This window comes from Paenibacillus sp. FSL R7-0333 (genome assembly GCF_038000365.1).
GTDB lineage: Bacteria > Bacillota > Bacilli > Paenibacillales > Paenibacillaceae > Paenibacillus_AQ > Paenibacillus_AQ silagei.
This window is the reverse complement of the sequence record NZ_JBBOBZ010000001.1, coordinates 5,731,146-5,746,176: the sequence shown is the minus strand read 5'-3', so window position 1 is coordinate 5,746,176 and position 15,031 is coordinate 5,731,146. Positions and strand designations below refer to the sequence as shown.

7 protein-coding genes are annotated in these 15,031 nt (G+C 45.0%); all 7 read left to right on the top strand.

From position 1 onward, the window contains the following. The first annotated feature begins 3 nt into the window (after positions 1-3). The 7 genes from MKY86_RS24230 to MKY86_RS24200 all read left to right on the top strand — a co-directional run bounded on the left by MKY86_RS24230 (position 4) and on the right by MKY86_RS24200 (position 14,971). Positions 4-651, top strand: a complete 648-nt coding sequence (locus tag MKY86_RS24230) for a YdcF family protein (protein ID WP_076079399.1) — start codon at positions 4-6, stop codon at positions 649-651. A gap of 380 nt (positions 652-1,031) precedes the next feature. Further along, positions 1,032-4,958, top strand: a complete 3,927-nt coding sequence (locus MKY86_RS24225; RefSeq protein ID WP_076079400.1) for a DNA/RNA non-specific endonuclease — start codon at positions 1,032-1,034, stop codon at positions 4,956-4,958. A 7-nt stretch (positions 4,959-4,965) separates the two neighbouring features. Continuing rightward, positions 4,966-5,430 (top strand): immunity protein YezG family protein, encoded by a 465-nt coding sequence (locus MKY86_RS24220; RefSeq protein ID WP_340827542.1) that lies wholly within the window; start codon positions 4,966-4,968, stop codon positions 5,428-5,430. Positions 5,431-5,947: 517 nt separating this feature from the next. Next, positions 5,948-7,303, top strand: a complete 1,356-nt coding sequence (locus tag MKY86_RS24215) for a helix-turn-helix transcriptional regulator (RefSeq protein ID WP_083685103.1) — start codon at positions 5,948-5,950, stop codon at positions 7,301-7,303. Positions 7,304-7,424: 121 nt separating this feature from the next. After that, positions 7,425-7,577 (top strand): hypothetical protein, encoded by a 153-nt coding sequence (locus MKY86_RS24210; protein WP_340827541.1) that lies wholly within the window; start codon positions 7,425-7,427, stop codon positions 7,575-7,577. A 77-nt stretch (positions 7,578-7,654) separates the two neighbouring features. Beyond that, positions 7,655-9,439, top strand: a complete 1,785-nt coding sequence (locus MKY86_RS24205; protein ID WP_076079401.1) for an aminopeptidase P family protein — start codon at positions 7,655-7,657, stop codon at positions 9,437-9,439. A 261-nt stretch (positions 9,440-9,700) separates the two neighbouring features. Continuing rightward, positions 9,701-14,971, top strand: a complete 5,271-nt coding sequence (locus MKY86_RS24200; protein WP_076079402.1) for an S-layer homology domain-containing protein — start codon at positions 9,701-9,703, stop codon at positions 14,969-14,971. Positions 14,972-15,031: the final 60 nt, after the last annotated feature.

Here is a 15,031-nt window from a genome sequence, read left to right as displayed (position 1 = left end):
CTTATGAGCCGTAACCTAACTAGGACCAAGATGGGCAAGCGCAGAAAAAGAATTCTCTTTCTGTACTTGCCCCTTCTGTTAATGCTCTTTCTGTTCCTGTGCGCCGGGCTCTTCCTTCCCGTAACTGAGGCTCCCAAGCAAGCAGACGTTATCATCATCCTCAGCGGCGGGGGAGGGCGGGTGGAGCAAGGGGTTCAGCTGTTTCAAGAAGGCAACGCGCCGCAGATCCTGCTGTCTAACGCTAAAGAGATCACCGGCCCCGCCGGCGACATGCGCGAAACCGCCCTCTCCTTAGGCATCCCGGAATCCGCTATTCTGACGGAGGACGCTGCCGAGAGCACCTACCAAAACGCGCAGCTCACGCTTCCGATCATGCAGCAGGAGGGATTCAAGTCGGCGATTGTGGTGTCGTCGGATTTTCATATGCGGCGGGTGAAGTTTATATTTGATCATGTGTATAAGAAGTCGGGGATTGAGCTGACTTATATCGGGGCGGACTCGGGCTATAACGCGAAGGCGTGGTGGAGTGACCGGTATAGCCGGGAGACGACTTTTAACGAATATATCAAGATGATTGGTAATGCCTTCGGCTATAATGGCCCGGAAGCGAAGGGGGCGCTGGAGCAGATCAAGCGCTGGTTCCGCAGGTAAGGTAGTTCTGACAACAAAAGAAGTCTGGATGGTTCTAGCGGGAAGTTGCGGATCAGCGTTGGGTGAAGCGGGGGAAATAGCAGAGACAGCGGCTTCGCAAACGTAATATCAAGACGATGGATACTTACGAGACCACTTGGTCTCTATTTTTTTGCCACCATGTTAGCTTGGTTTGGATTTACAAAAGACGAATGATTAATATAAATACTATTAATTATCAAAGGAATTATACAAAAGATATGTAAAAAAACTCTTTACTAAAAATTATACTATGCTGTATATTGGAAAAGTTGGCCTAATGGATACTAAAGGAGGAGATATTAGTGAGTAATTAACTATTGACTTTTGATTTGTTAAAAACATATAAAAGGAGATTGTAAATGGAATTTAAAAAAGGTAATAGAAATTTTAAATTATTAAAAGTACTTTTAGTATTGAACCTGGTATTTATGCTTATTGTTCCGAACTTGGCAAATGCATCCTCGGACCTCCCCACTTCAGGCCTCCCTGAGTATCCAAAAGAAATTCTTGATGGACTAAAAAAAGCTGAACAGGAAGCGAAAAAAAAGGTTGAAACGGCTGCGCCATTGAGTGCTCCAGTTAAACCGAAGAATATTGTGAAAAAAATGTCTTTAAAAGGAGTGTCTACTTTACAATCCACCCCAACAATAAGTGTAAGTGATGTAACAGAGTACTCCCTTAATATTAATGTAACATATCCGATTGATGGTCAGTTCGGAAATGGATTGGCAATTCAAGATCAAACCACAATGGAATGGAAAGATGTTTATGGTTCTTATTATGCCAAAACAGGTACATATAAGGTTACAGGTCTTATCCCAGGAAGATCCTATGCTGCACAGATGTATTGGTATACAGATGACACACACTCTTGGACTAGACAAGAGAATTTTGCTTACGCAAAAACTAAGACTATTGCTCCAGAATTAATTGTAATGCGTTCTAGTTCAACTTCATTAATTGTTTTCGTTAATTATCCCATACCAAATCAGCACGGAAATGGGTTATTTCTACTTGACCATAGTACAAATACTTGGTCTGACATAGGTAAGAGTTGGAGCGTTTCTAGCGGATTTTATGAAATATATGACTTGAAGCCTAACACTATATACACAATTCAGCAGGTGTGGTATGCAGATAGTACTAGTGATTGGAATCGTCATGAGAAACTTATAACTTTAAATACTTCTTATGGAGACACAGAAGCTCCAAGTGCTCCAACGGGATTAGTGTCAGAAACCTTTGATTATACTAACGTTTACCTATCTTGGAGTGCAGCGACAGACAATGTAGGTATAAAGCAGTATAACATTTACAATGGTGACTCATTGATTGGGGTGACACCAAATACGAATTTTTTAGTCCCTAACATTAGTGTGCCATCTATCAACAGATTCAAGGTAAAGGCAGTTGATGAAGCAAATAATATATCTTTGGCAAGTAATATCAGTATTATTGATTTTAGCGACACCACGCGTCCAACTACACCGACCAATTTAGCTTATAGAGATGTTAAGTTAAATAGTGTTACATTATATTGGACACCATCAACTGATAGTTCGGGAATTAGTAAATATATAATTCATGATCAAAAGACAGGCAAAGCATACATATCAACTGAACCTAAATACACCATCAATGATTTGAAAAGTTCTTCAACCTATTCCTATGCAGTAACTGCATTTGACCTCCTAGGGAATAGATCACATTCTAGTGAAGTCCTTCAAGTCACGACTGATGGTTATATTAATAAGAATCTAGAAGTCAAAGTAGATGGGCTCTCTACCAATGAAGGAGCATATAATGCAAGAACCTATCGGAATGGTAAAACTTATGTAAATATTTCCGGCCTGACTGGTGATATCAATGGATTAGTCGAAGGTATAGATTACATAAAAGAAGGCATGGATTATTGGTACTCTACAAACTACTTATTGCAACAAATGAATGTAACAGAGACATCTGATACAGTGTCCCTTACTCCTAGAACAGATGCAACCATGAATAATGTGCAATTTTTAAGTGTATCGGAAAGTGTATACGAATTTTCGATTATCCCGTCTGTATCAGAAAATGTTTACGGTGCGAGAAGCATATCCGATTATGACTTTGATGGTAAATTACAGGAGGTATATGATTATCTGTATACTCATCCCGATTCTAGTGGGGATGAAATAAATGAATTTTTCAAATCTTTAAGAGTAAAGATGAATAATAATTTAAAGATTACTGAGAAATCTGCATTACAAACCGGTTCATTTAGTGCAAACAGTACTACATCCGATAGTGGTTACGAACCTGGTCCTTTGAATTCTCAAGAATTGGCATTGGAGAAAGAAAACCCAACAAAAGCATTTTGGTCTTTGGCTTTAGGTGCACTAGCATTAGTTAGTGCAGAGAACATGTTTGACATAAGTGAATTAAGTAATGGAAATGGCGATGCATTTAGACACGCTTACTGGGGAGCACTGATGGCCGCTGATTCTTCTTATGTTGGCTATAATTGGGCTGGTAGATGGGGAACAGCGCATGAAGAGGGGGAACCTAATAATCCAGCGGACCAAAAAATAATGGATTTATATAATAACTTCGCTGGAAGATCAATAGGACTTTTGTATACCACAAAATTAAATGGAAGGAAATTACCAGACGGTTGGATGGAAGATTTAAAGCGAGAAGTTTTGCTTGCCTTAGATAATGGAGAATTAAAAAGAATAGATAATGAGCCAATGTTTACATCACAAACCCAGGTTGAAACATTTAACTCATTAAATACTATTACTCCTATGGGTGCAACAATTAACCCTTATGATAATATCGAAATGTCTGCGAAACATATGAAAACAGATACGACGGGAAAAAAGACGTCAACTCAGCAAGCTCCAGCAGGAATGGTACACATCAGAACGTATCTATCAATCAATAGATTTAAAAATGGTTGGGGACAAGTTCAATTTGTCGGAAACAATCAGCTTACTATAAGAGCTTGGATTAATAATACTTTCACAGGGAAAACCTATGAAGATATCACAATACCTATGGAGATGACTCTATACAAAGCAGGATATTTTGCTACCCCGCAGAGTATTAAAGCAGCATTAGCAAAATACTTTGAAAAGAAGAAGAATAGTGGTGTCTATGTAAGACAATGGGGGGCTGAATCGTCAGGGACTTTCTATAAGGTAGATGGTATGTCGCAATATAACGTTTTTGGTGGAAATAGAAATGGTAGTTGGGTCGATATCAATACTTTTATAAATTCCATGGGCCCCTTGTGGGAAACCGAATATCTTGCATATACAAATTCAGATGCGTTAAGAGATCTTCAGAAAAGTCTTGATTTAATTTCTGTTTTCCCATTAGTTGGTGTTGTTGCGGGAAGTGGAAGTATAATTATTAGTTTCGTATCAGGAAACACAAAAGATGCTGCTCTTGCGGCTGGTTTTACTGCTGCTGGTCCAGTCATTGGGAAATTCACCAACTATGCAGGAAGCGCTATACTAAGAGTTTATAACTCAACAAAAGTGAATACGATTCTACAAAAAGCAGGAAGCTCGATAAGTAATTTAAAGTCGGCCATAAAAAATACGTCAAGTGACTTGAATTCACTAATCACCAATGTTTACTCAGGGTATAATGGAAGAATAGAACTTGAGTTCGCAGACGTTGGGCGAATGAATTTTAATCAAGCTCAATTAATTGAAGGAACTAATGAAGTTGCACAGGCTAGATATAAAAACTTTTTAGAGACAAAATGGGCTGAAACAACTCCCCAAATTAATACAACTTATGAAGATGCAATGACTGGACAGCATTTTACGAAGAGTGGTAGAATCAAAGTGCTTAAAGCGAGTACAACTTATAAAGTAAATGGATATACTTATTCCACTGATAATCTTGGTAGAATTGCTAAAGTAGAAGGAGATCTTGTACTAAAAGCAGCGCCAAGAAATGAATATGCCCAAGGTATAGTGGGCAGACAAGATCGTGTACGAGAACTGGATAATCCTGATGTAGGAGGGCATTTAATAGCTTCTTCGTTTAATGGATCTGGTGAATTGGATAATCTGGTTGCTATGAATGCACAAATTAATGGAGCATCAGGAAAGTGGTACAAAATGGAGGAAGATTGGAGGAAAGCGCTACAAGCAAATGGGAGTGTTAATGTTAAAATAATGCCAATTTATTCTGCTATATCACAAAGACCATCTTCTTTTGAAGTTATATATAAGATTAATAATGTTGCATATCCTAAAGTAACAATCTTAAATCAAGTTGGAGGTTAACCTATCTGTGAATAAGATTGAAGAATTGTATCAGCGTATAGGGAATAAGCTCGTAGGAATAATTCCTGATGAATGGGATAAAATTTATCTCTATGCTGAGATATTGCCAGGATCAAGAATAGTCTATTTTTATTACAATTCTACCACCCGAAACGAGTTGATATTTGGTCAATCTATTCCTGAGATATATGGGGTAGACGATCAAATATATAATAGGTTGGACAGAGAGTTAGTAGAGTATTTCGTTGAGCTAAATCAAGAATCACTTAAAAGTTCTCCTGAACCTTGGACGAATCTTACAATGTATTTAGATCAATCCGGAAAATTTAATATTGATTATAGTTACGATGAAGTTCAGTTCTCCCCTGCTGAACAATTTACAATTTGGAAGTATGAAAATTTAGGGCTACGTCCTACGGACGAATTTGCCCAATCGTATTTAGATGAATATCTCAAAAGAAAAACAGATTAATCCTTCAGAGGTGTCCCGTTTAGCTATAATAAAGCTGAACGGGACACCTCCTGTTTGTTGTACGAGATATATAATTAAGTGTCTTGTAAATTTCGTTTGGTTTTCCAGTAGCACTTATTTTTAAAAAAACAGAGCGAAAAGTCTTCTAAAATAGACCTTCACTCTGCTTTTTTATAGCTGTTAAGCGCTGGTTCCGCCGATAAGGCACGACACCTTCGTGATGGATACAGATCGGTTCTAGCGGAATATTGCGGATCGGCAGTAGGTGAAGCGGGGGGAACATCAGAGACAGCAGCAGAGACAGCGGCTTCGCAAATGTGATATCGGGACAACAGAGACCTTATGAGACTATTAAGGGTCTCTATTTTTTTGCCATCATGGCAAACCGGTTGCCTGTAGTTCACGGATTAGACTAATCTGAAGTACTCTATGTTATTGACCATTGGTATAATGTGACATATTATTACATCTATACAATAAACAAATAATTTTTGGATTCCAGTTAGGTGGTGTTTGCATGGTCCCTACTAGAACTATGATTCGCGATCAATTAGCGTTGTATTTGTCGCAGAAGGGAATGCCTATTAATCAATTCTCGGGACAATCCGGAATTAATTCAGGAACGCTCAGCCGGATACTTAGTGGTCAGCAGCCCATTGCGATGAACCATCTGGAGATAATTACCAAGGCGATGGATCTGCCGGAGGATCATTTTTACAGTTTATATGTGGATGAATGTTTCTATTTCTCGTCACCCACCTGGCGGCGTCTGCGGCCTTTTCTTGTGCGCTCCGCTGAGCTGGGCCGTCTGGATTGCGTTGAACAGGTGGTTCAGAATCTGCTAGAGAATCTGGTCTATGCCCCCATGCTGTTCGAAGTGGCTGAAGGACTGTTTCAAGAGGGGCTGTGGCAAGCTGCCGAGCTGCTGTATAAGAATGTGAGTGTCAGTGAGAAGTATCAGAATTCCGAGCGACTCGCATTATGCCAATACCGTCTATTCCAAATCGCCATTGGTGATGACCAGACGCAGAATTTGCAGGCGGCGCTACTCTTCGAATGTTACCTGGACCGGCTGGATGAAGCGGATCAATTAGACGGGTTGAAGCATTTGGGTCATGTATATGCTACAATGCATCGGTGGAATAAAGTGGATGAATTGGCGAAGAAAATGCTGCGTTTAGCAACTCTTCTTTATAATCTTCAGCTTCAGTCGGACCGTAGAGAGAGTAACGAGAAAAAAACCGAGAAACCCCTGTACTTCTATATCCTGTACGCTCAGCTTATCCGTTCAACTGTGTATGAGAAATTAGGAGACTATCAATCGGCATTAGATTGGGTGTTCCTCTATATGGATGGGAGCTGGATACAGGAGGACAATGAAGAAGTGAAGCGGACTATGGCTCAGTTCCAGGAGTGGGGTACCGCAAACAGACTGCTCCATCGGGTGATGGGAGGCCAATATGAGGCCCTCTCTGAATATGTCGAATTTATCTCTGAGCGACCAGATGAGATATTCATAGCTTTACACAATATTATCACATCGGCTAACCGCTACAATTGGAATGTTGATTCTATTCTGGAGAGATTTGCTGCCTATATTCCATACCGGACGTATTCTACAGAATTTGGCGATTATAATAGGCAGGTTATGTTGGACCAACACACTCAATTCCTCGCTGAATTAGCAGCCTATTATTTAAATAACAAGCGCAAAGAAGGAATTGGATTTATTCTGCAAAGTTTGGAAACCTCCGCTAGAATCAATAACGAGAGCAATGTAATCAAATGTGTCGATCTGTTTGGGCAGCATCGACATCAAGCAAATGAAGAAGAGAACGAACAATACAAAGTTCAAATTGAAGCATACCTATAAAGGGCCTTTTTACAAAAAAAGTAATGCTATTCCCCATTGCCCTCCACAATGCGACAAACAAACCAGGTATCCCGGTCTATAATTAGGAGCAAATCTACTTATAGTCTGGGAGAAATGGACCATGCCTAATTATTATTTTAGGGAAATGTGGACACCGCTGCGCTTGTTCGGGATCAGATTCTACCGGGATGACCAGGACCGGCTGTGGATCAAGAAGGGGAAGCAGCGGCGGAAGCTGGTACGGAAAGATGACAATGAGACGATGGAGACCTGAGGGTCTTCATCTTTTTTTATAGGAAATGCAGGTGTATGATGGTTCAGTAGACTAGATAGAGAGAAGGAGATGCTGGTATGTTGCCTAAGGAGAAAGTACATAAGCTAAGAGAATGGATGGCGGAGCGCGGGATCGAGGCCTGCGTGGTACCCAGCGGGGATGCTCACATCAGTGAATATGAGGGGGAGCATTGGAAAAGCCGCCGCTGGATTACCGGCTTCACCGGTTCCGCCGGAACGGCTGTGATCACGGCAACGGACGCAGGCTTGTGGACGGATGGCCGGTATTACATTCAGGCGGAGCGGGAGCTTGCGGGCTCGGGCATCCGTATGTTCCGTATGGCCGAGCCGGGCGTCCTGCAATGGGATGAATGGCTGGCCGAGCAATTGCCGCAGGGCGCACGTATGGCGGTAGACGGCAGAACGTTGTCCGTAACCGCTATGAAGGGCTTGCAGGCCAAGTTCGCGGAGAAAGGGATTCAGACGATCACTGATCTCGACCCCGTAGGGGCGATCTGGACGGACAGACCGGCGATTCCGGCCGAGCCGCTAATGCTGCATGATGAACAATATGCGGGCCTCAGCCGGGTAGACAAGCTGGCGCAGGTCCGGATGGCCATGAAGCGTCAAGGCGCTGATTATTATGTGCTGTCCGCGCTGGATGATCTGTGCTGGCTGTTCAACATCCGGGGACGGGATATCCCGTTCAATCCGTATGTGACCGCTTTTGCCGTAGTAGGGGTACATCATGCAATCTTGTTCGCCGGAGGGCATAAGGCCATCACGGAAGATAAGGAGACGCTGGCCCGGGATGGCGTGGAGATCAGGGAGTATGAGGACATCCTTCCGTTCCTGCAGACGCTCCCTGAAGCGGCTTCCGTGCTGTACGATCCGAATAAAACCGGATATAGCCTGGCGGCTGCCATCCCGGAATCCGCTTCTATTATGGAAGCGCCGGGTCTTGTGGTGGCCCTTAAGTCGATCAAGAACGAGGTGGAGATCCGTAATATCCGTGATGTCTATTTGAAGGATGCCGTTGCCCTTGTAGGATTGTTCAAATGGCTGCAGGAGACCGTCCCCGTGCGTCCGGTGACAGAGGTGGAAGCAGACCAGAAGGGGCTGGAGCTGCGGCGGCAGCAGCCTTTGTTCGCTGAGCTAAGCTTCTCCAGTATCTCTGCCTACGGCGCGAATGCTGCGATGATGCACTACTCGCCGTCCGCCGATCATCCGGTAGAGCTGGAAGCCAGAGGCCTGTATCTGCTGGATTCGGGCTCGCACTTCCAGAACGGGACAACGGATATCACCCGCACACTGGCGCTTGGCGCGCTGACGGATGAGGAGAAGAGAGATTTTACACTGGTGCTGAAGTCTGTGATTGCGCTGTCTACGGCCAAGTTCCTCTATGGCTCCACCGGATCTACCCTCGACATTCTCGCCCGCAAGCCGATGTGGGACAATGGCCTCGATTACAAGTGCGGCACCGGACATGGGGTGGGCTATTACTCCAATGTGCATGAGGAGCCGCAGCGGTTCAGCTTCAAGTCGAATCCTGTCGTCCTGGAACCAGGGATGATTATCACGGTAGAGCCGGGAGTCTATAAGGAAGGCCGTCATGGGATCCGTACGGAGAACACGCTGCTGATTACGGAGGATGTGACTACGGAGTTCGGAAGATTCCTGAAATTTGAAGACCTCTGTTATTTGCCGATAGACCTCCGGGCGATTGAGCCGTCTATGCTAAGCAGGGAGGAGCTGGATTGGGTGAACCATTATCATACTGAGGTGTACGATAAGCTGGCTCCGCTGCTGGATGAGGAGCACCGGGCTTGGCTGAAGCGGGAGACGGCGGCTTTGGTGTTGTGAGGAATAGTAGAATGAAACGGCGGGGACCTTAGAGTCTTCGTCTTTTTTTGTATGTTTTTTGGAATTATATTAGACAAAATGTGACAAAACGCAGGGGGCAGCTAACTTTCCGGGACCCTGTTAAGGAAGTAATAGACATTTTCGCGAAAAAAATGTAACATCCTTGTTGTGAGTCTTCTGAATAGGATTAACTGGGGAGGGAGTAATAATCTAACTATAAGGTAAAGTGTATGGATTGAACTGGGGAGAAGGAGATGGAATATGTATTCGAAGAAATTAAGAACGGCAGTTTCAATGGTTATGGTTGTATTATTATCGTTATTAAGTGTGCTTGAGGTATCAGCCGCCCCGTTCAGAGCAGGGGTAATCTCGAATGACCGGCTCCCGGACGGCACACAAAGGATTACGGTCAATAGTGTAGTAGATGTGACATATAGCGATCTTAAGGTTCTAAATGAGGTTAAGTTCGTACTTATGAAAGAAGATGCCCAGATAGCCAGTAAGGTGAAGGCGAGAAGTGAGGCCAAGCTGACTGTGCTGGATGCGGTGTATACTTCTATGGAGTACAATTATCTTTCTTTTGAAGGGCTGGCTGCCGGTGAGGAATATTCTCTTCATGCCGAATATACGGGCGAGCAGGGGCTGGTGGTGACACCCCCGCAGAGTATCCGGGTGCCTTCAGCTACGGGGATTGATATCTCTGTAGAACGGATGACTAAGGATTCCAATACATATGAAAGTGCTACACAATCGGAGATCCGCAGCGATGATAAGAATGTAAGGCTTACCATCCTGAATAATGGTGTTCCGCTTGTGAATGGATCTGTGGCGGTATGGATGAATTATCAGTCCTTTAACTATACCACGGATGCGAACGGACAGATTCAGCTTAGGGATAATCATCAATTATCTATGAATAGTCCGGTAATGTTCGTATTGCTTAAGCAGGGAAGCGAACAGTATGAGGCTAAGCCTATCTATGTAACTGACCGGGAGCAAGCGGGTACGTATATGGTGGCTGTTCGTTATCTGGATGCCAAGGGGAAGCTGTTCACCCAGCCGTTTCTGACCAACTCCGGACTCAGGGGATTGGCGAATCAGTTTGCTGTGCCGGGATATACGGTGCTGGTATTCAGAACGGGAGAGGTGCCTGGAGACTATAAAGCTTATATAGCCACTGAGAACCGTGAAGCTTATATGTTCCAGATTCCTGCCTCTTCATTGTACGCAACGGAAGAAGGGATACACAAAGAAATCATCAAGGATGCCAGTGACTACAGCCGGATTAGCTTCCGTGCTTCCTTGGACGGTGAGCCTGTATATGTAGAGAACTATTCTCTCATTGATAATACCAGATACAAACAGATAGACAATGTGAGAGGTTCTCAGCTCTTTTTCGGGCAAAGTATCTATCTGGAGAAGAATAAGGAATATGAATTCACGTCGCTTGCAAGAAATCGTGATACCGGCGTCAATATCTTATTCCGCAATAAAATCACGCCAACCGAAGCAAAACATGAAATATTCTATGAGGGTCATTCCCGGGATTTCAGCAAGCTGCAACTTCAGATACCGGCTATGGGGATGGGACATGGTAAAATAAACATTTCTTATCTGAACGAAAGATATAACTATAACCAGATCAGTATGGGTCTTGCCGTAGATGATCATCTGTATGTACCTAAGGGCGAACAAATTCACCGTCTGACGGCAAACACCACTTTTGGCGGTACGGATTCTAGCAGCAACCCGAATGAACTTGTACTGAATTCGTATTTCACTCCGGTTGACGATGAGTATAACATCCGTGGCGGCAGTACTTTTAAGGCCGGGATCAGTCTCCTGGTGCCAGGCTCCAGTTACTACGATGGGGCTGAACTCCGCAATCAGGTTGTTCTGGGTGAGAGTGTGAATATTCTGGTGAAAGTGACAGATGAGTATGAGAATCGTCTGGATCTCAGCAGTAATTATAAGCTGATCATCACAGATGAGAGCGGCGCAGTGATCTCGGATGAATCTCTGTATTGGTCCACTGAGGAACAGGAAGGGAAGCTGCAGCGGATCAACATGCGGAATTGGAAGCCTGCCAAATCAGGGACGTATAAGGTTCAATTATTCCCAAACACTTATAAAAATGGTGGTTATGTTCTGGGAGAATTGCTGAGTGAGGCTGAGCTGAAGGTTCTGCCGAAGAACGAATTGGATATAGAGATTAGAGACAATGATGGCAAGCTGGTGGATCTGGTAGACAAGCCATACCTGACCGTTGACCAGGCGCAGAAGGTAACGATTACTGTACGCCAGCATGATACGGGTGCCCAGGGGCAACCGGTGGCTGGAGTGCAAATCAGCGGTTATGGGGAGGTGCTTGGCACCACCGATGAGCAGGGAACGTTCACCATTCCGGCTGACAAGGCTGTTTATATAGGTGAGCTGTACTTTAAGAAAGCTGATTATTTATCTAAAAGTGTGAACGTAGCGGTGATTGATCCGCAATCGCAGGCTGTCATCCGTGTGCGGGGCCTCGATAAGGCTGAAGGCGGTAACTATGCGGGCGGGGTTCCGCTGGATGATGCGAATATCCAGGCTACAGTGAAAAGAAGCGACGGGATTTCTTACGTTGTCAATTCTTATATTCGCACTCCTGGGTCGCAGGGATTCCTGGTGGTAGATTCTCCTTCATCCGTAGATGTAGACTTCATGCGATATAACAGAAGCCATAACGGAGTGGAGGCCAAATACGGTTACTACATGTTTGGCTCCATTAATACAGAACCCGGCAAGGATTATTCGCTGGTGCTGGACGCCAGACAAGAGCTTCAGGAAGTCAGCAAGGTTATATTGGATCAGCCGACAGATGAGCTGTATGTGGTACGCCAGGATTTGGCAGGGGCAGATTATATTCCTTATGTGATCGACAACAATCCTGCAGGTGAGAATTATTTCTACGCAACTCAAGGAACCTACAGTATGCTGGCACATACCCGGTCAGACACTTTTGTATACCGTGATCAGGTTGTAATCGATGCAGGAGACAATAGCTTGTCGATGGATGATAGTGCGTCCGCGCTGGCTACGCTGGTGGCGCCTGAATCGGGGACCATCTATGCGGTTAAATATATGACATCGGGCAAATCGACACTCCAAGGCTATGCGTTCAATGCCAATCAGGTGCAAATTACCCCTGGTGATGTAGTAGTATCTGTAGACCAAATCAAGGGTGCCATCGAATACCAGTACGATATTCATTTCGCACCTGGAACGCTGCAGGCAGGCACACTCACACAGATTACGCCACTGGCCTTGAAAGGGCTGGATATTGTGGGGTTGCAGAATGGTAAATTAATCAGGCCCGCTGGTTCGACCTTGCTTGAGATTGGACTGGTCGATACGGCAGGCAACTTCATCGGACAAATCAAGAAGCCGCAAATTCTGGTTGCCAATGGCGGAACAAGCAGTGGCAGCATGAGTCTGTACCCGGACAAGGCTACTTATGAGATTCAGAACGAAGCGGGGAAAGTGCTATCCAAAGAGGCTTTTCTGGTATACCCGCTAAGAGCAATTACTTATGATAATACAGATAACAAGCTTTTGACTGACGGTACTTATGTGATCAAAGCTTCGATGACTATTGATGGACAGACCTATACCCTGGACAAAAAAGTAATCCTGGAGTCGTCTGGAGGTACTGTGGTTAATCCGGCCCCGAACCCGCCGGGAAGTGATAATGGTGGTAGCGGCGGCAATACCGGTACGAATCCAAATCCTGCACCGGCACCAGGAGGAAGCGGGCCAGGAGCACCTGGACCTGCAGCAACACCGGCTGCTCCAGCTCCTGCTGCATCAACGGGGAATAACGAGAAGATTCAACAGCAGAATGATAAGCTGCAAGACTTGCTGAAGAACACTTCCGGCTCCGCAGCAGAGAAGGCTTCGGCTGCCCAGAATGCGCTGTCCAGTATTGCCGAGTCACTCAAATCGGCTAATACGCCTGAACAAGCTGAACAGAACAGTAAGAGTCTGTCTCAGGCTATGGATACGGCAGCGCAGCTCCTGGGAACTATTCAGGATTCCGCAGAGAAACAGAAGATTGTGAGTTCAATTACTCAATTGATAGGAAGTGCGCCTTATTTACTGAACAAGCTGGATAGCTCCAGCAAGGCAGTAGAGGTTGCCCAGACCCTTATTAATAATGCGGCTGCGGTGCTGAATAACGCGCAGGGCATCAAGGCTGAAGAGGTTCAGAAGCTGAAGGATGCTGTTATTCATTCCAGCCAGGCCGCGCTTAACAAGGCTGGCGAAGTTACAATAGCCAAAGAAAATGTAAGTGTAGAAGGAAATGCCGTCTCTTCACAGCTGGATTCGGGATTTATCAGCGCACAGATTGAAACGGCCAAGAAGGCATTAGCATCAGTCGCTGGAGAGCTGACAAGCAAGCTTGGGGCAGGAACAGCTGCTGACCTCAAGCTGAGCCTGACAGTGAAGGTACCTCCGGTTGATAAAGGGATTCATAAGCTCAACACCTCGCTTCCCTCCGAGATTCTTACCCTGGTGCGGGAGAATGATATTGCCGGATTGAAGATTCAAATGGATCAGACGGCATTCACCATTGAGCCGGATACCTTCGGTAAGGTTGAGGCAGGCCAGAAGATTAATCTGGCAGCAGAAGTTGTACAGAATGCTGTGATTAATAAACCCCGTCAGGCAGAACCGCTGGCTAACATCCCAGTGATGGAATTCAGTGCTTCTGTTGGCGGCCAGCCGGTGAAGAGCTTCGCTAAGCCGATCGATGTGACCTTTGATGTGTCAGCCATTGATATTTCGAAATATTCGGAGGCGAATCTGGAGAATCTGACCGTGTACGTCCTGAATGAGGAGAGTCTTACCTGGGAAGCGGTTGGGGGTAAATATGATCCTGTTACTCAAACTGTAACTGCGCCGAGAGGACACTTCAGCAAGTACACTGTGATGCTTGGAGCTGCTGCATTCACAGATGTGCCTGCCAGTCACTGGGCAGTGAAAGAGATCAACTACCTGTTGACCAAGGGAATCCTGGACGAAGGCGGAGCATTTGCTCCATCTGACAAGATTACCCGCGAGCAGTTCGCGGCAATGATCGCCAGAGCTTACGGACTGAATGGTGAGGGAGTGGTCTTGCCGTTTAAGGATATCAAGACAACGAATCCTTATGCGGATGAGATTGCTGCGGCTTATGCAGCCGGGATCATTAACGGCAAATCACCGGCAGCTTTTGACCCTGAGGCAACCATCACACGTGAAGAGATGGCAACAATGCTTGCACGTGCACTTACAGCGTCTAACGGTAAAATGGCTGTTACCCAGCCGGAAGCATTGATTGCCTCCTTCACAGATGGAGCCAAAATATCGAAATGGGCGGCATCCAGTGTGGCATTGACCAAGAGTATGCATCTGTTCGAAGGCTTCGGGGATCAGAGCTTCCGTCCTGCCCAGACCGCCAGTAAAGCAGAGGCTGCGGCCTTGATCTACCGGTTATATCAGTTGAAATACTGAATTATATCTAAACTCAAAAAAGCAGCGGTTCTCCCGGTATTGGAGAATCGCTGCTTTGTG